19 protein-coding genes and 3 pseudogenes are annotated in these 21,785 nt (G+C 71.2%); 11 read left to right on the top strand and 11 right to left on the bottom strand.

The genetic code is table 11. From position 1 onward, the window contains the following. The first annotated feature begins 28 nt into the window (after positions 1 to 28). The gene (locus ACGH52_RS05270; protein ID WP_059297352.1) at positions 29 to 580 is read left to right on the top strand and encodes a PadR family transcriptional regulator; all 552 of its coding nucleotides are present in this window, start codon (positions 29 to 31) and stop codon (positions 578 to 580) included. A 42-nt stretch (positions 581 to 622) separates the two neighbouring features. On the opposite strand, the gene ACGH52_RS05265 is transcribed toward ACGH52_RS05270, so the two are convergent. Both ACGH52_RS05265 and ACGH52_RS05260 read right to left on the bottom strand, forming a co-directional pair. Further along, complete coding sequence (locus tag ACGH52_RS05265) at positions 623 to 1,180, bottom strand: hypothetical protein (RefSeq protein WP_210975442.1); 558 nt, start codon at positions 1,178 to 1,180, stop codon at positions 623 to 625. 171 nt (positions 1,181 to 1,351) lie between these two features. Further along, positions 1,352 to 2,341: a fibronectin type III domain-containing protein gene (locus ACGH52_RS05260; RefSeq protein ID WP_399937920.1), complete on the bottom strand. Its 990-nt coding sequence runs from the start codon at positions 2,339 to 2,341 to the stop codon at positions 1,352 to 1,354. A 399-nt stretch (positions 2,342 to 2,740) separates the two neighbouring features. Here ACGH52_RS05260 and ACGH52_RS05255 point away from each other — a divergent pair, with 399 nt between their 5' ends. Further along, positions 2,741 to 3,595: a glycoside hydrolase family 75 protein gene (locus ACGH52_RS05255; protein ID WP_210975444.1), complete on the top strand. Its 855-nt coding sequence runs from the start codon at positions 2,741 to 2,743 to the stop codon at positions 3,593 to 3,595. 88 nt (positions 3,596 to 3,683) lie between these two features. On the opposite strand, the gene ACGH52_RS05250 is transcribed toward ACGH52_RS05255, so the two are convergent. Genes ACGH52_RS05250 through dhaK form a run of 3 tightly spaced genes read right to left on the bottom strand, consistent with a single transcriptional unit; the run spans position 3,684 to position 5,728 of the window. After that, positions 3,684 to 4,094, bottom strand: a complete 411-nt coding sequence (locus ACGH52_RS05250) for a PTS-dependent dihydroxyacetone kinase phosphotransferase subunit DhaM (protein WP_030182406.1) — start codon at positions 4,092 to 4,094, stop codon at positions 3,684 to 3,686. Next, positions 4,087 to 4,686 (bottom strand): dihydroxyacetone kinase subunit DhaL, encoded by a 600-nt coding sequence (gene dhaL, locus ACGH52_RS05245; protein WP_210975446.1) that lies wholly within the window; start codon positions 4,684 to 4,686, stop codon positions 4,087 to 4,089. Before dhaL ends, ACGH52_RS05250 begins: the two co-directional genes overlap by 8 nt. 49 nt (positions 4,687 to 4,735) lie before the next feature. Next, positions 4,736 to 5,728 (bottom strand): dihydroxyacetone kinase subunit DhaK, encoded by a 993-nt coding sequence (dhaK, locus tag ACGH52_RS05240; protein ID WP_399937917.1) that lies wholly within the window; start codon positions 5,726 to 5,728, stop codon positions 4,736 to 4,738. A gap of 181 nt (positions 5,729 to 5,909) precedes the next feature. Here dhaK and ACGH52_RS05235 point away from each other — a divergent pair. Then, positions 5,910 to 6,221, top strand: a pseudogene (locus tag ACGH52_RS05235) (IS5/IS1182 family transposase); the annotation flags it as partial. On the opposite strand, the gene ACGH52_RS05230 reads toward ACGH52_RS05235, so the two are convergent. Then, positions 6,208 to 7,200, bottom strand: coding sequence for an aldo/keto reductase (locus tag ACGH52_RS05230; protein WP_399937915.1), 993 nt, complete (start codon positions 7,198 to 7,200; stop codon positions 6,208 to 6,210). The pseudogene ACGH52_RS05235 and the gene ACGH52_RS05230 overlap by 14 nt on opposite strands. Before the next feature lie 124 nt (positions 7,201 to 7,324). Between ACGH52_RS05230 and ACGH52_RS05225 the strand changes: the two genes are divergently transcribed. The 3 genes from ACGH52_RS05225 (at position 7,325) to ACGH52_RS05215 (ending at position 10,171) form a co-directional block, all read left to right on the top strand. Continuing rightward, positions 7,325 to 7,945: a TetR family transcriptional regulator gene (locus ACGH52_RS05225; protein WP_399937914.1), complete on the top strand. Its 621-nt coding sequence runs from the start codon at positions 7,325 to 7,327 to the stop codon at positions 7,943 to 7,945. A gap of 329 nt (positions 7,946 to 8,274) precedes the next feature. After that, positions 8,275 to 9,183 carry a zinc-binding dehydrogenase gene (locus tag ACGH52_RS05220; RefSeq protein WP_399937912.1) on the top strand — a complete coding sequence of 303 codons (909 nt, stop codon included), beginning with the start codon at positions 8,275 to 8,277 and terminating at the stop codon, positions 9,181 to 9,183. Between the two features lie 70 nt (positions 9,184 to 9,253). Then, on the top strand, positions 9,254 to 10,171 hold the full coding sequence (locus tag ACGH52_RS05215) for an AraC family transcriptional regulator (protein WP_059297768.1): 918 nt from the start codon (positions 9,254 to 9,256) through the stop codon (positions 10,169 to 10,171). A 229-nt stretch (positions 10,172 to 10,400) separates the two neighbouring features. On the opposite strand, the gene ACGH52_RS05210 is transcribed toward ACGH52_RS05215, so the two are convergent. Further along, complete coding sequence (locus tag ACGH52_RS05210; RefSeq protein ID WP_399946637.1) at positions 10,401 to 13,187, bottom strand: helix-turn-helix domain-containing protein; 2,787 nt, start codon at positions 13,185 to 13,187, stop codon at positions 10,401 to 10,403. A gap of 41 nt (positions 13,188 to 13,228) precedes the next feature. Here ACGH52_RS05210 and ACGH52_RS05205 point away from each other — a divergent pair, with 41 nt between their 5' ends. Continuing rightward, on the top strand, positions 13,229 to 13,531 hold the full coding sequence (locus ACGH52_RS05205; protein WP_399937910.1) for a hypothetical protein: 303 nt from the start codon (positions 13,229 to 13,231) through the stop codon (positions 13,529 to 13,531). Between the two features lie 164 nt (positions 13,532 to 13,695). On the opposite strand, the pseudogene ACGH52_RS05200 reads toward ACGH52_RS05205, so the two are convergent. After that, a pseudogene (locus ACGH52_RS05200) lies at positions 13,696 to 14,354 on the bottom strand (glycosyltransferase family 2 protein). Positions 14,355 to 14,480: 126 nt separating this feature from the next. Between ACGH52_RS05200 and ACGH52_RS05195 the strand changes: the two are divergent. The 3 genes from ACGH52_RS05195 to ACGH52_RS05185 all read left to right on the top strand — a co-directional run bounded on the left by ACGH52_RS05195 (position 14,481) and on the right by ACGH52_RS05185 (position 17,376). Next, positions 14,481 to 15,059, top strand: coding sequence for a TetR/AcrR family transcriptional regulator (locus ACGH52_RS05195; RefSeq protein WP_210975451.1), 579 nt, complete (start codon positions 14,481 to 14,483; stop codon positions 15,057 to 15,059). Positions 15,060 to 15,170: 111 nt separating this feature from the next. After that, on the top strand, positions 15,171 to 16,451 hold the full coding sequence (locus tag ACGH52_RS05190) for a hypothetical protein (RefSeq protein ID WP_399937908.1): 1,281 nt from the start codon (positions 15,171 to 15,173) through the stop codon (positions 16,449 to 16,451). Positions 16,452 to 16,494: 43 nt separating this feature from the next. Continuing rightward, the gene (locus tag ACGH52_RS05185; RefSeq protein ID WP_399937906.1) at positions 16,495 to 17,376 is read left to right on the top strand and encodes an alpha/beta fold hydrolase; all 882 of its coding nucleotides are present in this window, start codon (positions 16,495 to 16,497) and stop codon (positions 17,374 to 17,376) included. 869 nt (positions 17,377 to 18,245) lie between these two features. Here the strand turns inward: ACGH52_RS05185 and ACGH52_RS05180 are convergent. The 3 genes and pseudogenes from ACGH52_RS05180 to ACGH52_RS05170 form a co-directional block, all read right to left on the bottom strand. Then, positions 18,246 to 18,485 (bottom strand): hypothetical protein, encoded by a 240-nt coding sequence (locus ACGH52_RS05180; RefSeq protein WP_399947056.1) that lies wholly within the window; start codon positions 18,483 to 18,485, stop codon positions 18,246 to 18,248. A gap of 167 nt (positions 18,486 to 18,652) precedes the next feature. Then, positions 18,653 to 19,042: pseudogene (locus tag ACGH52_RS05175) on the bottom strand (hypothetical protein); the annotation flags it as partial. 46 nt (positions 19,043 to 19,088) lie between these two features. Beyond that, positions 19,089 to 20,372 carry an MFS transporter gene (locus ACGH52_RS05170; protein ID WP_399937904.1) on the bottom strand — a complete coding sequence of 428 codons (1,284 nt, stop codon included), beginning with the start codon at positions 20,370 to 20,372 and terminating at the stop codon, positions 19,089 to 19,091. Between the two features lie 392 nt (positions 20,373 to 20,764). On the opposite strand from ACGH52_RS05170, the gene ACGH52_RS05165 reads away from it, so the two are divergent. Next, positions 20,765 to 21,784, top strand: coding sequence for an iron ABC transporter permease (locus tag ACGH52_RS05165; RefSeq protein ID WP_076973386.1), 1,020 nt, complete (start codon positions 20,765 to 20,767; stop codon positions 21,782 to 21,784). Position 21,785: the final 1 nt, after the last annotated feature.

Below are 21,785 nucleotides of genomic sequence, written 5' to 3'. Positions count from 1 at the left end.
GCGCGCGGGCCGTCCCTAGGATGAGCCCATGTCACTCCCGCACGCGATCCTCACCGCCCTGGTCGAAAAGCCGTCGTCGGGGCTGGAGCTGACCCGCCGGTTCGACCGGTCGATCGGCTACTTCTGGTCGGCGACGCACCAGCAGATCTATCGCGAGCTGGGAAAGCTGGAGGCACAGGGCCTGATCCGCGCACTGCCCGGCCGGCAGCCGGCCCGCGGGCAGAAGAAGTCCTACGAGGTCCTGCCCGCGGGCCGCGCCGAACTGTCCCGCTGGACCGCGACCCCGCAGGACCCCAAGCCCCTGCGGGACACGATGCTGCTGCGGCTGCGCGCCGCCGCCGTGGTGGGCACCGACGGTGTCGAGGCGGACCTGCGACGCCATCTGGAGCTGCACGAGCGGCAGTTGGCCGAGTACGAGGAGATCGAGGAGCGGGACTTCCCGCCCGGCAGGGACAGCGCCGAGGACCGGCTGCGCCACCTGGTGCTGCGGGCCGGCATCGACCTGGAGACGTTCTGGACCCAGTGGCTCAGGCACGCCCTGGCCCAGTTCGCCGAGCTGCCCGGCGACGAACCTGCCTGACCGGTCCCGCCCGACCGGTCCCGGCGTCCCCGTGGGCCCCGCTCAGAACCGGTACGGCTTCGCCCGGCGGCGCAGGAACCAGGCCGCGGCGATGACGCCGGCCCCCACCAGCGCGCCGCCCGCCACCAGGGTGGCCGTGCCGTAGTCCTGGACGGCTCCGCCCAGTCCGCCCATCACGCCGCCCGGCGACGCGGACGGGGCGGGGCTGGCGGAGCGGCTGGGCGAGGGCGACGGGGAGGGGGCCGAGGAGACGATGACCGTCTGGGTGCCGGCGGTGCTGTTGTTCGAGCACATGACGATCACCGTGTACGTCCCCGGCGAGATCCCCGACCAGGCCGCGGACTGGCCCGAACCGCTGCCGGACAGCGCCACCTGACGCCCCTGGGCGAAGTCCCGCTGACTGCTGGTGAGCAGCGAGGCGGTGCCCCAACTGCCGTTGAGCTGGGCGCAGGCCGTGGTCGTGACCGACACCGTGGTTCCTGTGGTGCTCACGGAGATCCCCGGTCCCGCCGCAGCCGGTCCGGCGGCCAGGGCGACGGGCAGCACGGCGGCGGCCGCCACGGTGGCACCGGAGCGGAGAAGTGGCGATGAGATGCGCATGTGGACTGCCCTCCGGCGGCACGGTCGGCGGTACATCCCTTGCGCCGCCGGGATCGGGGAGCCCGTGCCCCCTCTTGGTAGCCAACAGGGCGCCGGCCGGGCCCGCATGCGGAGCGCGACCGGCCAGGTGACGCGCTCCCCGTACCGGACGGGAGCCGGCCGGGCGTCAGGTCACCGGCCTGCTCCCGTGGTCACCTTCCGCTCCGCCGAGAAGCCGCCCCAGGTTCCGTCGGCCAGCCGCGCCCGGATCCGCACCCGGTGCGTGACCCCGGCCTCGCGCCCGGCGTAGAAGCTGTACTCGGCGCGGTCGCGCGGTGCGTCGGCGCCGTAGACCAGCGAGGTCGCCGGACGGCCGTCCAGGTGGATCTGGTACTCGGTCACCGGAGTCTCGGTGCGCGGCGGGATCCAGGAGAGGTCGAGGTAATAGGCCCCGTCGGCCCGGTGGGAGGCGGCGCGCAGCTCCGTGGGGGCGGTGGCGCGTCCGTCGTCGGTGCCCGGGGTGGTGAGCCGGACGACGGCGCCCGCGGGGGAGACGTTGTCGGCGGCGTCCCGCGCCCGCACGGTGAACGAGTAGCGGGTGCCCGCCCGCAGTCCCGTCACCACGGCAGCCGTCTGATTGCCACCGACACTGTGGACCTTCGCGTCACCCTGGTAGACGTCGTACGACACCACACCGCGGTCGTCCTTCGCGGCCGACCAGGTGAGCTGGACCGCCCGGCTGCCCGCCGCCCGGCCGTGGAGGCCCCCCGGGCGGGTCGGAGCGGAGTCGTCGGCCACCGCGGCGGGAGTGGTCGCCCGCACCTGACGGCTGCGCGGACCGAGCCGCCCGTCGGCGTCCCGCGCCCGCACGGTGAAGACGTACGCCGTCGAGGGGCGCAGCCGGGTGACGTCCACCATCCGCTCGGCCGCCGGCACCTCCTTCACCAGCGTGCCGCCGCGGTAGACCTCGTAGGTCTCGACGTCGTCGACCGCGTTCCACATCACGTGCACGGTGGTCGCGCTGCCGGCCTTCGCGGTGACGCCCGTGGGCACCGAGGGCAGCCCGCCCCCGTCGCCGCCACCGTCCTCGGCCGAGCCCCAGCCGCACGACGTGAGCAGGAGGAGCGCCCCGCAGAGCAGGGCGCAGCGGCGCGGGAGAGCGGGAACGGAAACCTGGCGCACGGCTCTGCCTCCCGGATGGCGCCGACTTCCGCGGCGTCGATTGTAAAGGTCCGGACCAATATGACGCTGTGACGCGATCACATCAAGAGGGCCGTGGGTGAAGCGCACCTGGACCGGTTACGTATGCTGGGTCACCTCACGGCCGAACTCCCGCGATGTCCACGGAAGTTCGGGCCGACGGCGCGTGGACCGCTGTCGTCGCCAACCCGCGCCGGCGCGGGCGGCCGGGCGGTCCGGAGCCGAACAGGCCCGGCCCGCCCGCCCCCGGTCGCACACCCCCGAGGCCACGGAGCGTGCGGCGCGCGTGCACCGTCTGGCCCTGCAAAAGGTGGGCGCGTGGGCGTTTCGGGGACACATGGGGCCGAGTGTCCGTCCATGTCCCCGAGGAGAGGCCCCATCGTGCGTGTCCAGTCGCTGACACTGGTCGCGGCCAGCGCCGCCCTGCTCGCCCCCACGACGTTCCCCGGCGCTCCGCCCCCGCCGCACCCCGACCCGCCGACGCGGATCCTGGTGCCCGGCGCCCCGGACCGGACCGGGAGCCTGCGCGCGGACCGGTCCGGAGTGCGGGTGGGCCCCGTTCCGCACCTTCCGGCCGGGCGGTCCGAACAGCCCTCGCGGGTCGGACCGGACTCCCGGGCCGGGACCCGTGCGCAGCCGGACCGGAGCGGGGAACCCGTCGGCGCCGCCGACCTGCTGGCCAAGGTGCGGGACTGCGCACCCGTCTCGCGCGGGCGCTACCGCAGCGACGCCGGAGCACCGGCGGACATCCCGGTGTGCGGCACACGGGACGCCGTGTACTGGAAGGCCGACCTGGACGTCGACTGCGACGGGCGGCCCGGCGACCGGTGCAACGCCCGCACCGACCCGCACTTCACCCCCGCCACCGCGTACACGGAGTCCGACGGCCGCCCGCTGGACGCCGAACGCCTGCCCTACGTCGTCGTGCCCGGGCCCAGCGACACCTGGGACCATCGCGAGGACGACGTCCGCGGCGGCTCGCTCGCGGCTCTTGTCCACGGGGACAAGGTGCGGTACGCGGTCGTCGGCGACGTCGGCCCGAGCGAGCTGATCGGTGAGGCCTCCTACGCCGCCGCACGCTCCCTCGGCATCCCGGCGGATCCCGAGGGCGGCGGCGTGGCCTCCGACGTCACGTACATCGTCTTCAAGGGCAGCGAGGTCGAGCCCATCGAGGACACGGCCGCGGCCAAGAAGGCGGGGGAGCGGCTGGCGCGGCGGTTCGTGGACGGGGGCTGAGCGGACGGACCGGGCGGGGCTCGCGCCCGGACCGCCCGGTCGATCTCCCGGTCGGACTCCCGGTCAGACCTTCCGGTCGGGCTCCCGGTCAGACCTTCCGGTAGGAGTACGCCTCCGCGGCCGCCGCCTCCACGGCCGCGAGGTCGGCGCCGGTCGAGGCCGTCACGACCGCCGCCACCGCGCCCTCGACGAAGGGCGCGTCCACCAGACGGGTGTTCTCCGGGAGTTCGTCACCCTCGGCGAGCAGCGCCTTGACGGTGAGCACCGCGCTGCCCAGGTCGGTGAGGACGGCGACGCCCGCGCCCCGGTCCACGGACGCGGCGGCGGCCGCGACCAGTTCCGAACTGGTCCCGAACTCCCCGGACGCGGTACCGCCCGCGGGCGCGACGGCCACCGCCCCGGCGCCGCCCGACAGGGCCTTCGCCAGCTCCGCCACCGACGCGGCGACCTCGGCGCTGTGGGACACCAGCACGACGCCCACCAGCTTCTCGTCACTCACCGGCCGTCTCCTTCAGCGCCTCGAAGAGCAGAGCGGCCGAGGTCGCCCCGGGGTCCTGGTGTCCGATGCTGCGCTCGCCCAGATAGCTCGCCCTGCCCTTGCGGGCCTGCATCGGCGTGGTCGCCTCGGCCCCGTCCACCGCCGCCGTACGGGCCGCCGCGAAGGAGTCGCCCAGGGCGTCCACGGCGGGCACCAGGGCGTCCACCATCGTCTTGTCCCCCGGGGCGGCACCGCCGAGCGTCCGGACCGCGTCCACGCCCGCCCGCAACGCCTCGGCCAACTGCTCCGCGCTCACCTCGGGGGAGTCCCCGAGCGCCTTGCCGGTACGGCGCAGCAGCGTCCCGTACAGGGGTCCCGAGGCGCCGCCGACCGTGGAGATGAGCTGCCGCCCGGCGCGGATCAGGACAGCGCCGGGGGTGTCGGGCGCTTCCTTCTCCAGCGTGGCGGCCACGGCCGTGAACCCGCGCTGGAGATTGCTGCCGTGGTCGGCGTCGCCGATGGGCGAGTCGAGGGCGGTGAGCCGCTCCGCCTCGCGGTCGACCAGCGCGGTGACCGCCGTCATCCAACGGCGGAAGAAGTCGGCGTCGAGCACAGGATCTCCTTGCCTGGTAGGTACGTCGCGATTCTTCCCCGGCTCGCCGTCACATGCCCCACCGCAGGCCCGGGGTGCTGACCGGCGCGTCCCACAGTCCGAGCAGTTCCTCGTCGATCTCGCACAGGGTGACCGAGGCACCCGCCATGTCCAGCGAGGTGACGTAGTTGCCGACGAGCGTGCGGGCGACGGCCACACCCCGCTCGCCGAGCACCCGCTGCACCTCGGCGTTGAAGCCGTACAGCTCCAGCAGCGGCGTCGCGCCCATGCCGTTGACCAGGACCAGGACCGGGTTGCGCGGGCCGAGGTCGGTCAGCACCGCGTCCACGGCCGCCTCGGCGATCTCGCCCGAGGTCATCATCGGACGCCGCTCCCGGCCGGGCTCCCCGTGGATGCCGATGCCCAGTTCCAGCTCACCGGCGGGGAGGTCGAAGGTGGGGCTGCCCTTGGCCGGCGTGGTGACGGCGCTGAGCGCCACCCCGAAACTGCGGGAGCTGTCATTGACCCGGTGGGCGATCGCCTCCACCTGCTCCAGCGGCCGGCCCTCTCGCGCCGCCGCCCCGGCGATCTTCTCGACGAACAGCGTCGCCCCCGTGCCGCGCCGTCCGGCCGTGTAAAGGCTGTCCGTCACCGCCACGTCATCGTTGACCAGCACCTTCGCCACCTGGATGCCCTCGTCCTCGGCCAGTTCGGCGGCCATGTCGAAGTTGAGCACGTCACCGGTGTAGTTCTTGACGACGAAGAGCACCCCGGCCCCGCCGTCCACGGCCGCCGCGGCCCGCACCATCTGGTCCGGCACCGGCGAGGTGAACACCTCACCCGGACAGGCGGCCGACAGCATCCCGGGGCCCACGAACCCACCGTGCAGCGGCTCGTGCCCGGAACCGCCTCCCGACACCAGGGCGACCTGCCCGGACACGGGGGCGTCCCGCCGCACGATCACCCGGTTCTCGACATCCACGTTCAGCTCGGGATGGGCGGCCGCCATACCGCGCAACGCGTCCGCGACGACGGTCTCGGGGACGTTGATGAGCATCCTCATGGGTATCTCCTAGACACATAGGCAGATGGGTCGGTGACCCGTGTTTTCGCTGGTGGGAGCAGGGTCGGGGCAGTTCGTGATCCTGGCGGCGACGAGAGTCCTACAGGGGCAGTATCGACCTTGCGACCACGAAGGTCACGCGAGGCGACCTCCGCAGAGGCCAGGGACTACCGATCTGGCAGACACGACCAGAGCACAGGACCTGTCGTACGCCGCCTCCTGCCTCAAGGGGCAATTTCGCAAGTCAGGAACGAAGATTCACCTGCTCACCGACCGGAACGGACTGCCGCTGTCCCTGGGTATCTCCGGGGGTATCTCCGGAGCCAACATGCACGAAAGCCAGGCCCTGGAACCGCTTGTGCGCGGCACCCCGCCCATTCGCTCCCGCCGCGGACCTCGGCGCAGACTCCCGGCGAAACTGGGCGGATGCCGTCGCCTACACCGCCGCCATGAACGCAAGCCCGAGCACTTCCCTGGGATCAGTCGGTGGTGAAGCTGGACAGTACCGCGGCCGGGTATCGGCTGCCCGCCGAGCCGTGGGGGAGGATCTCGGTGATGTGGGCCATGTCGGCGTCAGTGAGCTGGACGCTGTCCGCGCCGGCGTTCTCCTCGAGGCGCTTGGCACTGCGGGTGCCGGGGATGGGCACGATGTCCTGACCCCGGGAGAGGAGCCAGGCCAGCGCGAGTTGGGCGGTGGTGATGCCCTTGGCCGTGGCGAGTTTTTTGAGCTGTTCGGTGGCGCGGAGGTTGTAGGTGTAGTTCTCGCCCTGCCAGCGCTCGTCCCAGCTGCGCATGTCGTCCGCGGGGTATTCACTCGCGGGCTTGACCGCCCCGGTCAGGAAGCCGCGGCCGAGCGGGGAGTAGGGCACCAAGCCGATGCCGAGCTCCCGCAGGACGGGAAGGATCTCCTCCTCCACCTCCCGCTCGAAGAGCGAGTACTCGTACTGGAGCACCGAGAGCGGGGTGACGGCGTGGGCGCGTCGGATGTACTGGGGGCCGACGTTGCTCAGGCCGAAGTACTTCACCTTGCCTTCGGTGATCAGATCGCCGACCACGCCCGCGACCTCCTCGACCGGAATGGTGGGGTCGGAGATGTGCTGGTAGAAGAGGTCGATGTGGTCGCTCTGCAGGTAGCGCAGGCTGTTCTCGGCGACCTTGCGGATGTTCTCGGGGCGGCTGTCGAAGCCGGAGCCCAGCGGCTGGGTCGCCATGTCGAAGCCGAACTTGGTGGCGAGGACCACCTCGTCGCGGAAGTCGCGGACAGCCTTGCCCAGGAGGATTTCATTACTGCCGGTACCGGCGCCGTACAGCTCGGCGGTGTCGAAGAAGTCGATGCCGAGTTCGTGGGCGCGGCGGATGGTCGCGATGCTCTCGTCGTCGTTCGAGGCGCCGTAGGCCATGGACATGCCCATGGTCCCGAGGCCGAGCGCCGAGACGCGCAGACCCTGAGAGCCCAGATTGCGGTGCTGCATGGGTTCACTCCCTCGGTATTTCGTCGGTTCACCCACAGAGGCCAAACCGAACTGTTCTGTTTGACTGTACGCGCCGACCATCCCGACTGCCAAACCGAACGGTTCGGTGTTCTATCCTGGGCCTATGCCCCAGTCCAGCGGCTCCGGCCAGACCGCAGCGCCCACCGCCGGCGGTGACAGCACGCGCGAGCGCATCCTTGCCGCTGCCATGGAGGAGTTCGCCGGCCACGGCATCGCCGGCGCCCGCGTGGACCGCATCGCCAAGCTCGCCAAAACGAGCAAAGAGCGCGTCTACGCCTACTTCCGCAGCAAGGACGCGCTTTATGCCGCTGTTGCTGCACGGGAGTATGTCGTCATCGCCGAGGCCACCCAGATGGACCCGTCCGACCTCCCTGGCTACGCGGGCCGCCTGTTCGACTACTTCGCCGCCCGTCCAGACCACCACCGCCTGATCACCTGGGGTCGCCTCGAACTGCAGGGCACCACAGCCGGTGCCGACGATCCCGAGCAGGCGATGATCGCCCGCAAAATCGAGCAGCTCCGCAAGGTGCAGCAGGCTGGACAGCTCGACCCCGCCTGGGACCCGGCCGACGTCCTCGCCCTGGTCAACCAGATCGCCATGACCTGGGCGTCGCAACCCGAACTCAGCAAGGCCGCCGCCGCACACGCCGTGGACCCCACCGCCGCCGCCCGCCGTGCCGCGGTGGTGACCGCAGTCGAGCAGCTCTTCCCCCGAGCGGACTGAGTAACACCGGTTGCGGGCAGGGGACCTGCCCGCAACGGAGTACGTGCGCCCCTGACCGGAATCAGGCTCAGGATGCTGAGCCCCCGGGTATCCCTGCTCGCCGGGCATGTCTGTGCCCGCCACAGCGTGATCCACCGGATGGGTGCGGGGCTCGACGCTCCGCGAGTCGCACTGACACAAATCGTCAACTCGTTGATTCTCACGGGGCTGGTCGCTGTTCCGGTCCTGCGTAGGGTTCCAAGAAGGCGGCAGTGCGGCATTTTGCGCACTCGATCTGTTGCCGCGCCGAGTGCTGAGGCACACCCGCGAGAGAAGGAAACACACCCCCTATGCGCGCCCTTGTGGTCGATCACAGTGAGGCCGGACCCGTCCGGTTCGCCGATGTCGATGAGCCCGAACCGTCCACCGGTGAGGCGCTGGTGGAGATACGGCACATCTGTCTCAACTTCGGAGAGCTGAATTACGTGCACCAGTGGCCGGCCGGCGCCGTGCACGGTCACGACGCGGCCGGCGTCGTCGTGCGCGCCGCATCCGACGGCTCGGGGCCGCCCGAAGGCACACGCGTCGCCGTGGGAATGGCTCCCCACGCGTGGGCGGAGCGGGTGGCAGTCAGCCCCGCCTCGCTCGGCACCGTCCCCGAGGGCGTGGACCTGGCCGATGCCGCTGCGCTGGGGATCGCCGGAGTCACCGCACTCCGGGTGCTGCGCAAGCGTTCCCTGCTGGCGCGCAACGTGCTGATCACCGGCGCCAGCGGGGGCGTGGGGCACTTCGCCGTCCAGCTGGCGGCGCTGGCGGGCGCCCGGGTGACGGCACTCGTCGGTTCGCCGGAGCGGGCCGCCGGACTCCGTGAACTCGGCGCCGACAAGGTCCTGACCGACCTGGCCGAGACCGGGGACCGGTTCGACCTCGTCCTGGACACGGTCGGCGGGCCGCTGGTGGCCCAGGCGTGGAGTTCCCTCGCCGAGGGCGGCACCATCCACCTGGTCGGTTACTCCTCGGGACAGGAAACGACCTTCCCGTCAGGGGCCTTGTTCGGCTTCGGCGAACCCCGCAGCATCGCCACCTACGGCGACATGACGCCGACCAGCGCGGAACTGACGGACCTGCTGGGCCTCATGGCCGCCGGGAGGCTCTCGGCGCCGGTCGGACTGCGAGGCGACTGGCGGGATGTGGGCGACGCCGTCCAGGCGCTGTTCGCGCGGAAGGTGCACGGAAAGGCCGTCCTTGACGTGGCCTGAAGCTGTGGGCGAGGACACGTGCGCCTCGCCCGCCGGCGGGCGGTTCGCGGCGGTGGACGAGAATGGACCCATGGATGTGCTGGCGGAGGTCTTGCGTGTGTCCGGTGCGCGTGGGGCGCTCGGGGTCATGCTGAAGGCCGGAGGAACCTGGGGCCTGTGGCTGGACACCTACCCAGGAGCGGCACTGCACGTCGTCTCCCGCGGCACGATGTGGCTCCACGTCACGGGCGAGAAACCTCTTCAAGTGCAGGCCGGAGACGCCGTCCTGGTCTCGCCGGGCACCGCACACGGGATAGCCGGCGCCGCCGGCGTGACGATGGGTTCCTGCGACCGGGACGAGGCGGCCCGGGCTTTCGGCGACGGCCGAGCCCTGCGGCTGGGCTCGGAGCCGGTGCAGACGGAAGTGATCGTCCTGCACTACGAGCAGGACCCGGAGGTGCGCACACCGGTGCTCACCTCCCTCGCTCGGCCGATGCACGTCACAGCCCGGGAGAACGCGCAGCTCAGAAGGACCGTCGAACTTCTCGCTGCTGAGCTCGCACAGCCGCAGATCGGCACCACCGCCGCCATCAACAGCATCGTCGACCTCCTGCTCGTCCAGTTCGTACGCGCCTGGCTGGCCCGCCACCCGCAGGAGCAGTCCGGCTCATGGCTGGGAGCGATGCGCGATCCGGTCGTGCGCGACGCTCTGGCATGTGTCCACGCCCGACCGGAGCACCCCTGGACCACGGAGACCCTGGCCGCCGCGACGAGCGTCTCCCGGGCGACGCTGTCCAGGCGTTTCCGGTCCGCCCTCGGCCAGACGCCGGGCGCGTACGTGACGCAGTGGCGCATCGACCTGGCGTCCGTCCGGCTCCGCGACACCGATGAGCCGGTCGAGTCGATCTCCGGTGCGGTCGGATACGGCTCTCCGCACGCGTTCAGCCGAGCCTTCAGACGTGCCCGAGGGACGGCCCCGGGCGAGTACCGTTCCCGACTTCGCAAGTGATTCTGGCTCGGGAGAGGTCAGCACCAGTCGGGTGCAGGCGAGTGAAGGGGACGCTGGCGGCGGGGTCGAGGGCCGTTGGTCCGACGGCGGTGACCCGGGCGACCAGGCGTGCCGGGTGCGTTGCGCCCCACGCCGCCGTAGACCTTGCCGGTCCCGTCCAGCACCCGGCCCAGTCGCACCGGATCGGCCAAGGCGTACTGGGCTTCCGCGCAGGGCCCGCGAGTCGTCCTCACGGTAGGTGGGGTGGCTGACCGGTGGAGCCACGTAATTCCGAGAGGCGTGCCAAGGCGCTGGGGTTGCCGGCGTCCGCGGCGGTGCGGGCGAGTTGCTCGGCCTGACGCTTGTCTCCCGCGAGCTCCAAGATGATGGCCATGCGTGCCATGGCCATCGTGTCCCCTGCGTCGGCGGCGAGGCGAGTCATGTTCTCGGCCCCTTCTTGGTCGCCTTTTGCTTCGCGTATGTCGGCCAAGCGCATCAGTGGGGTGGTACATCCCCGCTCGGCAGCCTCCTGGGCGAGCCGTGCGGCGTCTTCATGGCGTCCAGCGTGTTCGCGCATCTCCGCCAGCCGCGTGAAGACGCTGATGTCACCGGCGTCAGCCGAAAGCCGTGCCAGCCCTTCGGCTTCCTCACGATGTCCGGCCACTTCTTTGAGATCAGCCAGTCGTGCCGCGGCGTTGGCATTGCTCTTCTCCGCCGCCTCCTTGGCGAGGCACTCCGCTCCGTAGAGATCTCCTTGGTCGACTTGCAGCTCTGCCAATCGGGCCACCGCTGTGGGGATGCCTGCCTCGTCGGCTTGCCGCAACAGGCGCTCAGCTCCCGCTGCATCACCGGCCGCTCTGCGGAGCGCTGCGATCCGAACCAGAGCGAACCGGTGACCGGCACCGATCGCCTGCTGTGCCAGCCTTTCGGCCTCCTCGTGCGCGCCGGCTGCCTCGCGCATCTCGGCCAGCCGCACCAGGGCGAAGGACTGACCTGCTCGTGCGGCTCGGCGGGCGAACTGCTCTGCTTCCTCTCGACGACCGGTTGCTTCCCTCGTCGCCGCCAGCCGGGCGAGTGCGCTGGCATTGCCCACCCGGCCCGCGAGCTGGTAGAGGCGCATGGCATTGGTGCTTGCTGTCGGGCCCTTGCCTTCCTGGATGACTGCCAGCCGGACGAGAGCCGTGGTGTCGCCTGCCTTGGCGGCCAGTTGACCCAGCCGCTCGGCTCCCTGGGTGGCCCCTGCCAGTTGCCTCATCTCAGCGAGTCGGACCAACGAGCTCGTGTCCCCGGCGGCGGCAGCACGAGTGGCCAGTTCTTCCGCCGCCCTGCGAAGCCCTTGGTTCTCACAGATCTCCGCGAGCTGCACCAGTCCCTGGGGATCTCCCGCATCGGCGGCCTGCTGGGCGAGATCCTCTGCCTCGGAGATGTGGCCGACTCGGTGACGTGCCACGGCCAGCCGGATGAGAGCGGTGATGCTTCCCGCGTCCGCGGCCTGCCGGAGAAGCAGGTCGGCCTCTCCCCAGTCTCCGCCGGCCCGTCGGATCTCGGCGAGTTCCGCCAAGGCGTCGACACTGCCTTGGTCTGCGGCCTGTTGGGCGAGTTGTTCGGCCCAGCCGAACCGGTGACGGATCCTGGCGGCATACGCGAGGTTGAGTAGGCTGTCGGAGGTGAGATGCCCCTGTGCCGCCTGCCAGAACGACTTCGGTGGGCACAGGCGGGCACGGCCCCGGCGCCCGTGTTGCTCCAGGTAGTCGGCAAGTCGGTAGCACGCTGAAGTGCCGGTCATGGTCCCGGCGTTTCTCTGGGAGGAGCGCGGGCGGACGCGTCGCAGGGGAGCAAGTCGGCCATGGACGGGCACGGTCACGTCGGCGAATGCCTCGTCCAGCCAGTTGTCGGTCAGATCGTCATAGTCGTCGTCGTTGAGGTAGTCCTCCACGGCCTGTTCGAGGAAGCCGACCGGCAGATGCACCGCGGCGCCGAGACGTCGCGCGTCTATGGCGACATCGAGCAGGGCTCGGGCCGGCGGACCTGCCGTCTCGTAGCGGCGCACCAGCTCGGGTGCTCCCGCGAGGAACTGTGTCAGTCGGCCACTGTCAGTGTGGTGCAGAGCGTGGGCGAGCTGTCGGTCACCGGCTGTCGCGAGGACCTTGGCCTTGCTGAGGGCGATGTGGTCGAACCGGTCCGGCAGCGTGATGAGGCGCCCAGCCAGCAGAGACCGAACCTGCGGATGCGCATCCGGTGTGCCGGGACGCGGCAGGGTCATGTAGTCGTCCTGGTACTCAGGCCACATTGTGCCCAGAACCAGTACGGGGCTGCGCGACACGTCGGTGAGCAGTCGGTGAAGGGCGGCCGCGATCCGCTCGCCGTTCTCTCCCCCGAAGTACTGCTGGGCATCGTTCAACCAGACCACTGTCCGTGTTTCCACCCGATGCAGATCAGCAAGCGCGGCTTCGGGGCGCGTGGGGTCGAAGGGATGCCACAACCGCCATCCGTATGCGGTCAGCGGTTGAATCGCCTCCCAGCAGGCGCGCGTCTTGCCCGTCGAGGAAGGCCCCACCAGTACGGCCATGCCGCTGTGGCCCTCGCACGCGGCCTCGACGACCGTGGCGAGATGCTCGTCATGAGGGCGGCCTACGTACGCCGGCAGCCTCCCGGCCCGCCCCCGCCGACTTCCCTCCCGTGAGCCGTTGGAACCGGAGGACGTGATGGGCGCCTCGACGGCGTAGTGCACCTCCAGATCGTGGGGGTCCCACAGGCGGATCGTTGTGCCCGGCGCTCCCGTGCCGCCCGCGGCTTGACCGCGCCCGCAGGCCGTCTCCAGCAGTTCCAGGAGAGCATCCGTGTCCAGGCGCAGGGCACGGGCCAACGCCCCGACCGTGTCCGCCGAGGGGCCCGGCGCCGCGGGGCTGAGTGCTCGGCTGACCGTGGTGCGACCCAGTCCCGCGACGTGGGCGAGTTCGGTCTGGTTGAGCCCCCGAGCTATCCGTCCCGACTCGAGCCGGGCCCGCAACTCCCTCAGGGCCGCAGCGTCGCGCACCTCTTCCAAGTCTCCCCCTGGACAACCCCACGTGTTCGTCCGTGTTCATCTTCGCCCACCGCACCATGACGAACACGGTCTTCCGCAAGGTCACTGCCACGACAGCACTCGCACCGACCCACAGGGAAGGCCAAAACATGTCCAACCACGCTTCCGTCATCGTCCTGACCTGCCTGGTAGCGCTCTTGACCGGCACCCTGGTGGCAGCGGCGGCCGGCTACCTCGCCCGCCGTGACAACGCTTCGTATCCAGCGGCGATCACTCGGGCAGCGGTGGCCTTCGCTGCCACGCTCACCTTTGCCACGGCACTGGCAACAGCACTCAACACGGCCACGGGGCAGTAAGAGGGTCTTGATCGGCGCTGGCTCGTTGCGCCGGGCATGGACATAGTCGGGCGGCTGGTGCCGGACGGGCTGTGGGAGATCCACCAGAGGGTGGCGCCGGAGCCGCCGGTACGCGCCCAGGGTGGAGCCGGGCGGCGGTGTGACGACCACGCGGTACTGGCCGTCTAGATGACCGGCGGGCGGCCCAGGCGCGTCATCCGTACCACGGTCGCCCACCGCATCGGCCGGCGCGGGCCGCCTGATTCACGGACACCCTCGGCAAAGCCGCCCGCCCAAGCGCGGCATCCGTCCCACGACCGCGTCCGCACCACGGTCAGCAGGGCCCATACCCCGAGATAAGCGGGGACCAGGGGAGCGGGCAGGTGTCGCTTGGCCAGCCACACCCGGTTGCGGGCCGTCATCCGGTAGTAGACCGCGTGCCGGGCCGGTGAGGTCCACGGGTGCCGCAGCAACAGCGACGGCTCGTACACCACCCGCCACCCGTCATCCAGCGCCCGCCAGGCGTCCGGAACGACACGATTCCCAGCCGCTCATCGGCCTCGTACATCGAAGCCAGGTGGGCGAACACGCCGGTGTCCAGGAGCAGCCCGTCGTCGTCCAGATCGACGACGACGTCCACGTCCCCACACGCCCGCAGGTGCTCGATGGCCACGTTCCGGCCGCCGGACACGCCCAGGTTCTCCTCCAGCTCCACCCCGTCCACGCCTGCGGGCAGCTCCGGCAGCGGGCTGCCGTTGCCCACCACCACGATCCGCGTGGCCGGCAGCGTCTGCCGCGCCACCGACTCCAGCAGCGCCTTCAGCTCCGCGGGCCGGTTGCCCATGGTCAGGACCGCAATCCCCAGGCGTGGACGACTTACAGGGAGCCGGAGAACCTCGTCGTCCTGAATGGTCAGGCAGCCACAGCTTCTTTTCTTGAGCGTCTGATCCAGATCGGTTAGGGTGAGGTCATGGCAAGGACCCGGGAGTTCGATACCGAGGCGGCGGTGAGCCGCGCGATGGAGCTGTTCTGGACGCGCGGCTACGAGGCCACCTCGGTACGCGACCTGACCGGGCACCTGGGGATCGGGCAGGGGTCCTTGTATGCCGCGTTCGGCGACAAGGACGGCCTGTACCGGGCGGCCCTGGAGCACTACCGCACCACCCTCGCGGCGGCCGCCCTACGCAGCCTGGAGGAGGGGGCGGACGCCCGGTCGGCGATCCGCACCATGCTGGTCGAGCGGGTCCGGATCGCCGTGGAAGGCGACGGCCGGGGCTGCCTGGCGGTCAACGCCGTCTGCGAGCGCCTGCCGGAGGATGCGGCGACCCGGCGCACCGTGCGCGACATGCAGGACGCCAGCCGGGACGCGCTCGCCGAAGTGCTGCGGGTCGCGGCGGAGCGGGGCGAGATCGCGCAGCGGCACGACCCGCACACCCTCGCCGCCTTCCTCGTCACCTTCCTCAACGGATTGCTGGTCTCCTCGAAGATCACGCCAGACGCCCGCGCCCTCGAACCCCTCGTGGAGGTCGCGCTGGCCGCCCTCGACTGACTTTTTCATGCCCGGAATCTGTATCAGTCGATCCAGAAACGTCGCCGATGCCAGCTCGGACACGGAATCCGGCGACCCCACCCCGCTTCATTCGAAGACTCCGGAGGCCCCATGCTCCCCGCACCCACCCCGAGTACGCCCGCTCTCGGCGGAAGCCGCTGGAACACCTTTCCCGCGACCGGCACCGCCCTGAGCGCCCGTCACTTCTTCACCGCCACCGAGCCGCTGCTCCAGGGCATCATCGACGACAACGCCCTCACCAGTGCCGACATCGAGGTGCTGGAGGACCAAATCCGCGCGACCCTGGCCCTCGGTACCCGGGAGACCTCCCTCCCGCTGCCTCTCGGCCCGGACAGTGCCTCGGCAGCGCGCGAACTGGGCGCACAGGCCGAGGCGATCGGCCAGGAGCTCGCCTCTTGGTCCAGCGAGGCGCTGGAGAGGCTGCTCACCGATCCGGTACCGCTGCCCGCCGGCCCGCTGGTCGTCCGCAGCCACTGCTACGGCCACCTGCTCACCCCTCCCGCAGCCGATCTGCTCCTCGGACGTCGCGGTGGACCGGTCACGATGCAGCTCTACAACGAGTGGCTCCACCAGATCGTCCTGCTGCGCGACGCCCTGCTGCCCTTCACCAACTGGCAGGACGTTCCGCTCCTGATCACCCCGACCGGACTACGGCACACCGCACCGGACCGCGACACGTTTCTCACCGAACTCCTGGTACGGCAGATCCGTCACACCAGCATCGTGGCCTTCGCCCGCAAGGTCGTCACCGGCGCCTCCGGCCCGGCCGGTTACGGCTTCGAGGCGGGTGGCGGCACCGCCCTGCCCGCCGTCCTCGGCCAGCCGCCCCTGACCGCCCCCCGGTACCTGTTGACCTGGCGCCCCGACCCGGCCGTCGGTGAAGCCGTCACGTATGTCCCGGAGGTACAGGACTACTACGCCGCGCCTCGCACCCTCGTCGAGGACCTGCCGCCCGCCGTCACCACATCCGGCCCGCTCACTGCCCGTACCCGCACCGCGCCGGTCGTCGACGGGTCCCGTACCGCCCGCATCGAGGTCACCCACGACGGCACCACCGCCCACGTCGACCTCGGCCAAGCCCTGCGCGGCCACCGCTTCGCCCAGCGCGCGCACTCCGCCCCAGGCGACGCATCCAACACCGTCAACGCCTGGTCCGCGCTGCGCGCGCCGGGACTGGTGTGGACGCAAGCGGGTGACGTCGTCCTGGACGCCACCGGTCAGGACGACCTCGTCGTACTGGCCCTGCTCGGCCGGCTCTACCCGGAGAACGTCATCCTGCGCCCCGCCGGCCGCCCCACCGTTCCGACGCCCCCCGGCGGCAGCGGACCGAGCCACCTGGTGACCCGCGTCGACCCTCCGCAAGTCCACTGACAGCCACGCCACGTCGCAAAGCACACGAGGAAGTTGGAAAACCATGATGTTCGACCATGACGGAACGCCCGTCCGCACGGGCCGAGCCGCCGTCAACGGAACGAGTCTGCACTACCGCACCGCCGGGTCCGGCCCCGCCGTGGTGCTCCTGCACGGTGTGCCCAAGACCGGCTACCACTGGCGTCATCTCGTCCCGAAGCTGACGCCCCGCTACACCGTCGTCGTCCCGGACCTTCGCGGTCTCGGCGACTCCGCCCGCCCGTCGGACGGCTACGACTCCGCGACGATGAGCGACGACATCGCCGAGTTGATGAACGACCTCGGACACGAGACGTACGCCGTGGTGGGCGAGGACTGGGGAGCGGTGATCGGCTACCAGCTCGCCGCCCGTCACCGCGACCACGTCACGGCTCTCGTGTTCGCCGAGGCACTGTTCCCCGGGTTCGGCTTCGAGGATCACACGGCCCTCACCCCCGAGAACGTCTCCAGCGGCATGCACCTGTGGCATCTGGGCTTCTACTTCCAGCCGGACGTTCCCGAGATGCTGATCGCCGGTCACGAGCGTGAGCTGATCACCTACATGATCAAGTCCGAGCGCAGCCGGCCCGACAGTGCCACCGCCGACGCGGTCGACGAGTACGTGCGCTGCTACTCGATGCCTGGCGGCATCCGCGCGATGCTCTCGGTCTACCGGGCGATGCTCGTGGACGCCGAACAGAACCGGCAGGCCTCGCAGAAGAAGCTGGACATCCCGGTCCTGGCGCTCGGTGGCGCCGCGTTCATCGGCGACCGCAACGAGTCCCAGATGCGGCTCATGGCCGACGACGTCACCGGGCACGTGTTCGACGCAGGCCACGACCTTGCAGAAGAAGTACCCGACGAGATGGCCGACGTTCTCCTGCCTTTCCTGGAGACGCACCAGTAGGGCACGACTCCGCCGAGTCGGAGGGCACCCTCGATCTCGCTGAGCTTCGCCGCGGACAGGGCGCCCGCCCGCTCGATCAGGTGGCCCCGGGACACCGCAGCACGCCTTCGAAGGGCAGTCCTTCGAAGGCGTGCTGCAGTTGGTGCTCGGCCTGCTGCTGCGTTCCCCTTCGGACCCGAAGCCACGAGAGGTCGGCCTGTCAGAAGCCGAATGACCGTTGTGAGCGGGTGGGCGCTTCGTGTCTCACTCGATCGGCATCTTCGGTCTCACCGAGTTCGGTAAGTACGGGAATCCGACTCGTTCGTCATGGCGGACAAGCGTAGGCCAGCGGGCCGGGCCGCGGTGCAGGAACAGCGCGGGCGCAGTCTTCTTGGTGACGGACTTGGTGATTGAAGACGGCATCCAGCGGGCGGCTAGAGACCTGGTTGACCGTCACACGGCCAGGCCGCGCCGCGGACGGTGGCCGGGGGACGCCGATCTGGCAGATACGACCAACGCACAGGATCCGCTCGCCGCGGATCAGGTTCCTCGCGCTGGGAGGTGCTGCGCCCGTGGACCGAGGTGAGGACTCGAGGCCCTGGGCCAGTGGCTTGAGGAACGGGTGACCGGGCACGGCGAACGGCAGCGCGGCGAGCAGCGCCACGCCCGCGAACAGCATTGCCAGGCGCGTGATGTTGGAGCCGACCTGCGAGCTGATCAGCCGGGCGAAGCGCCATCCCGCGGAAGCTCGGCGTGCCGGCGGTTGCTGTGCCCGGGCTGTACGCGCGCACGAGCTCGTCGTCGTACCGGCCCGTCCCCGGCCACCCTGCGGAGTCGTGACCGACCCGGCCCGAGGCGGGGCTCATGTTCGCGGCGCCGCGCGCCCGGTCTCAGCCCGCTTCGGCGCTGCGCGCGGTGAGGATGCGGACGGTGCGTTCACCGGTGTGGCCGTCCCGGCCGTGCCAGCAGCGGTAGTTGTCGAGGACCAGGATGTCGCCCTCGTCGAGACGCAAGCGCGGCAGCGACGGTTCGATGCCGTGCACGGCATCGTCCAGGCGGGCGAGCTGGTTGCGGATGTGTTCCGTGTCGGGGTCGCGGTGAAGCGGCAGGGCTCCGTCCGTGCGGCGCACGACGCGCCGCCCGGTCCGGGTGAACTCGACGTGCCGCCCGACCCGGGGCTCGCGGGCAGCCCGCGCAGGTCCGCCCAGGCGCCGTACAGATCGACGTCGGAGCCGTGGAGGAAGGAATGGAGAGCGGGGTCGGTGGAGGCGAGGGCGTCGACGAAGGCGTAGGCGTCCAGCACGAAGGAGTCGCCCCCCTGGAGGACCGACCGGACGCACTGGACGAGGGCGAAGTCCTCGTCGGGGTGCCGACGCCGGTGGGGTACTCCGCCGATGTCGACGACGAGGTCGAAGCTGTCCGCGTGCAGGTGGACGGGACCGCCGTCGTGCGAGGTGCGGACGCGGTGCGGGTACAGCTCACGGAGGCGGTCGCCGATCACCTGGGCCGCCGCCACCACCAGGGCGTCGGAAGCGTTCTCGTGGCCGGTGAGCACCACCGCCCCGTCGCGGCGGAGCAGTTCGCGTGCCTCGTCGGCCCGTTCCCGAGGGACGCGGGCGGGGGAGACGCCTGGGTCGGAGGCGGCGGAGTCCTCCTGCGGACGGTGCGCATGAGCGTGTGGGTGCATGACTCAAGGCTGCCCCTGCCGGGGAGGAGTTGCCTCGCTGCGGCCGTCAGTGGGCGTTGTCGCAGCCCCGTGCGACGGAGAAGGCGCGGGCACCGTGCGCCAGGGCGGCGATGGCGGGCGCCGCGAAGCAGACGAGCGCGCAGCCCGCGAGGACCGCCCTGGCGCCGAAGGCGTCGATGGCGGGGGCGATGAGGGCGAGTCCGAGCGGGGCGAGGCCGTAGGACAGCAGGAAGTCCAGGGAGGAGACCCGGGCCAGTTTGTCCGGAGCGACCTCGCGCTGCGCGGCGGTGAACCAGGGCACGTTGAACAGCTCGATGCCGACGCCCGCCACAGCGTAGGCGGCCGTCACGACGACCGGGTGCACGGGGAACACCAGGCTCAGCGGAGCGAAGCCGTACGCGGCCAGGCCGGCCAGGGCGGCCCAGCCGGGGAAGCGCGGACGCCAGCGGGCCATGAGCAGGGCGCCGCCCAGTGCTCCGGCGGTGTAGGCGGTCATGGCGCCCGCGAGTACGACCTCGGTCCCGTACTCGTCCCGGCTGACCATGGGAAGGGCGACACCGGTCGCGGAGTAGCCGGTGGCTATCACGGCCGTCAGCGCGCCCAGACCGGCGAGGAACCACGGGTGCCTGCGCGCCTCGCGGACGCCCTCCGCGAACTCGCCCAGGAAGGACGCCCGGACCGCTGGGGCCGAAGACTCCGGCGATACTTCCGCGACCCCGGGCCGTGCACCGGCCACGGGTGCGCAGGCCGCGACCAGCCAGAGCAGCCCGATGCCCACCAGCAGGGCCCAGATGTCCAGGAAGACGGCGAGCAGCGCGGCCGAGGAGGGGCCGACGAGTGTGGTGACCCGCACGGCCAGGGTCATGGCGGCGTTGGCCTGCTGCCTGCGCCCGGCGTCGACCACTTCGGCGGTGAGGGCCTGGTAGGCGGGTCGGCAGGCACCCTGGCCGGCCCCCGACACCGCGGCCGCCGCCGCCATCAGTAGCACCGAGCGCCCCAATCCGGCCGCGATCACCGGTGCGGCGGCTCCGGCGGCCAGCCCCGCCCACAGCACGACGCCCCGGCGGGAGTGCCGGTCGGCCAGCACCCCGGCCACGGGCACCGCGGCGAGGAATCCGACGGTGCGCGCCGCGAGCAGCAGGCCGAGGTCGGTGGCGGCCAGGGTCCGGTCGAAGACGGCGAGGCCGAGGACGAAGGGCAGGGCCCAGGTGGCCAGGCCCGACGCGGTGGCGCCCGTCCAAAGGCGCAGGAAGGCCAGGTCCCGCAGGACCGAGGGCTGCTTCGCGGGAGGGGACTCGACGGCGGTGGGAGGGGCGGAGGAAGTGGGCACGAGGGAGTGCTCCTGTCCTGTCGGCGGCGACGGATCGGACGCGTGTCGGCCGCAACAGCCGTGCCCAGCAGTCGAGTTGAGCGACGAGACCGGCCGTGGCACCGGGCGGGCAGCGCGACGCGGCACCACACTATCGCAGTGATAATCATTTCCATTAGAGTGCTACCGGTCGTCGTCCTGCGAGGAGTGTGGGGTCCGCGTATGAACTTGTGTTCCATTAATGAGGAAAAATGAAGGTACCTCCCATGCCTCCGTCCTCGGCCTCCGTGACCTCGGACGACGGGGACCCGGTGGACCCGGTGGACCCCGTGGGTCCGGTGGAGGGGGCGGCGCCTCGGCCCCCGGCGGCCGAAGCGGCTGTGCGAAGCCGACTCGCGTCCCGGAGAGTGCTGCTGCTCGGCTGCGCGGCACTCGCCGCCCTCCTTCTGGTGTCCGTCGTCGTCGCCATCGGGCTCGGCCCGGCCGTCGTCACCCCGGGGGAGACCGCCCGCCATCTGTGGGCCGCTCTCAGCGGCGGGCGCATCGGCCCCGACGAGGTGACGACGTATCAGATCATCTGGCAGATCCGTACGCCGCGCGTGCTGCTGGCGGCACTGGTGGGGGCCGGGCTGAGCGCGGTCGGAGTGGCGATCCAGGCCATGGTCCGCAACGCACTGGCCGACCCCTTCGTCCTCGGGGTCTCCTCGGGCGCGTCCGTAGGCGCGGTGGGTGTCACCGTCACCGGAGGACTCGCGGTACTCGGCATCCACGCCGTCTCCGTCGGCGCCTTCGTCGGCGCGCTCGTCGCCTCGCTTCTGGTGTACGCGGCCTCCTCCACCAGGGGCACGCTGTCACCGCTGCGCCTCGTGCTGACGGGGGTGGCCATGTCGCTGGGATTCCAGGCTGTCATGAGCCTGATGATCTACTTCGCGCCGGACAGCGAGGCGACGAGCATGGTCCTGTACTGGACGATGGGCAGTTTCGGCGCCGCGACCTGGGGTGCGTTGCCGGTCGTCGCCTTCGTGGTGCTGGCCGGACTCGCGGTCCTGTACCGGTACGGGCGGGTCCTCGACGTCCTCTCCCTCGGCGACGAGACCGCCGCGAGCCTCGGCTTCGACCCCGACCGGAACCGCAAGGTGCTGCTGGTGCTCGTATCACTCGTCACGGGCGTCATGGTCGCCGTCAGCGGCGCCATCGCCTTCGTCGGGCTCGTCATGCCGCACGTGGTGCGGATCGTCGTCGGCGCCACCCACGCGCGCGTGCTCGCCGTGGCTCCACTGGTCGGAGCGATCTTCATGGTGTGGGTCGACCTGGCGGCACGGACCCTCGTGGCCCCGCGCGAGCTGCCGCTCGGCGTCATCACCGCGCTCGTCGGGGTGCCCGTCTTCATCGCCCTCATGCGGCGCAGGGGCTACACCTTCGGAGGCCGCTGAC

The sequence above is a fragment of the Streptomyces sp. BBFR25 genome, from assembly GCF_044590125.1.
Taxonomy (GTDB): Bacteria; Actinomycetota; Actinomycetes; order Streptomycetales; family Streptomycetaceae; genus Streptomyces; species Streptomyces canus_D.
This window is presented reverse-complemented; position numbering and strand designations above follow the sequence as displayed.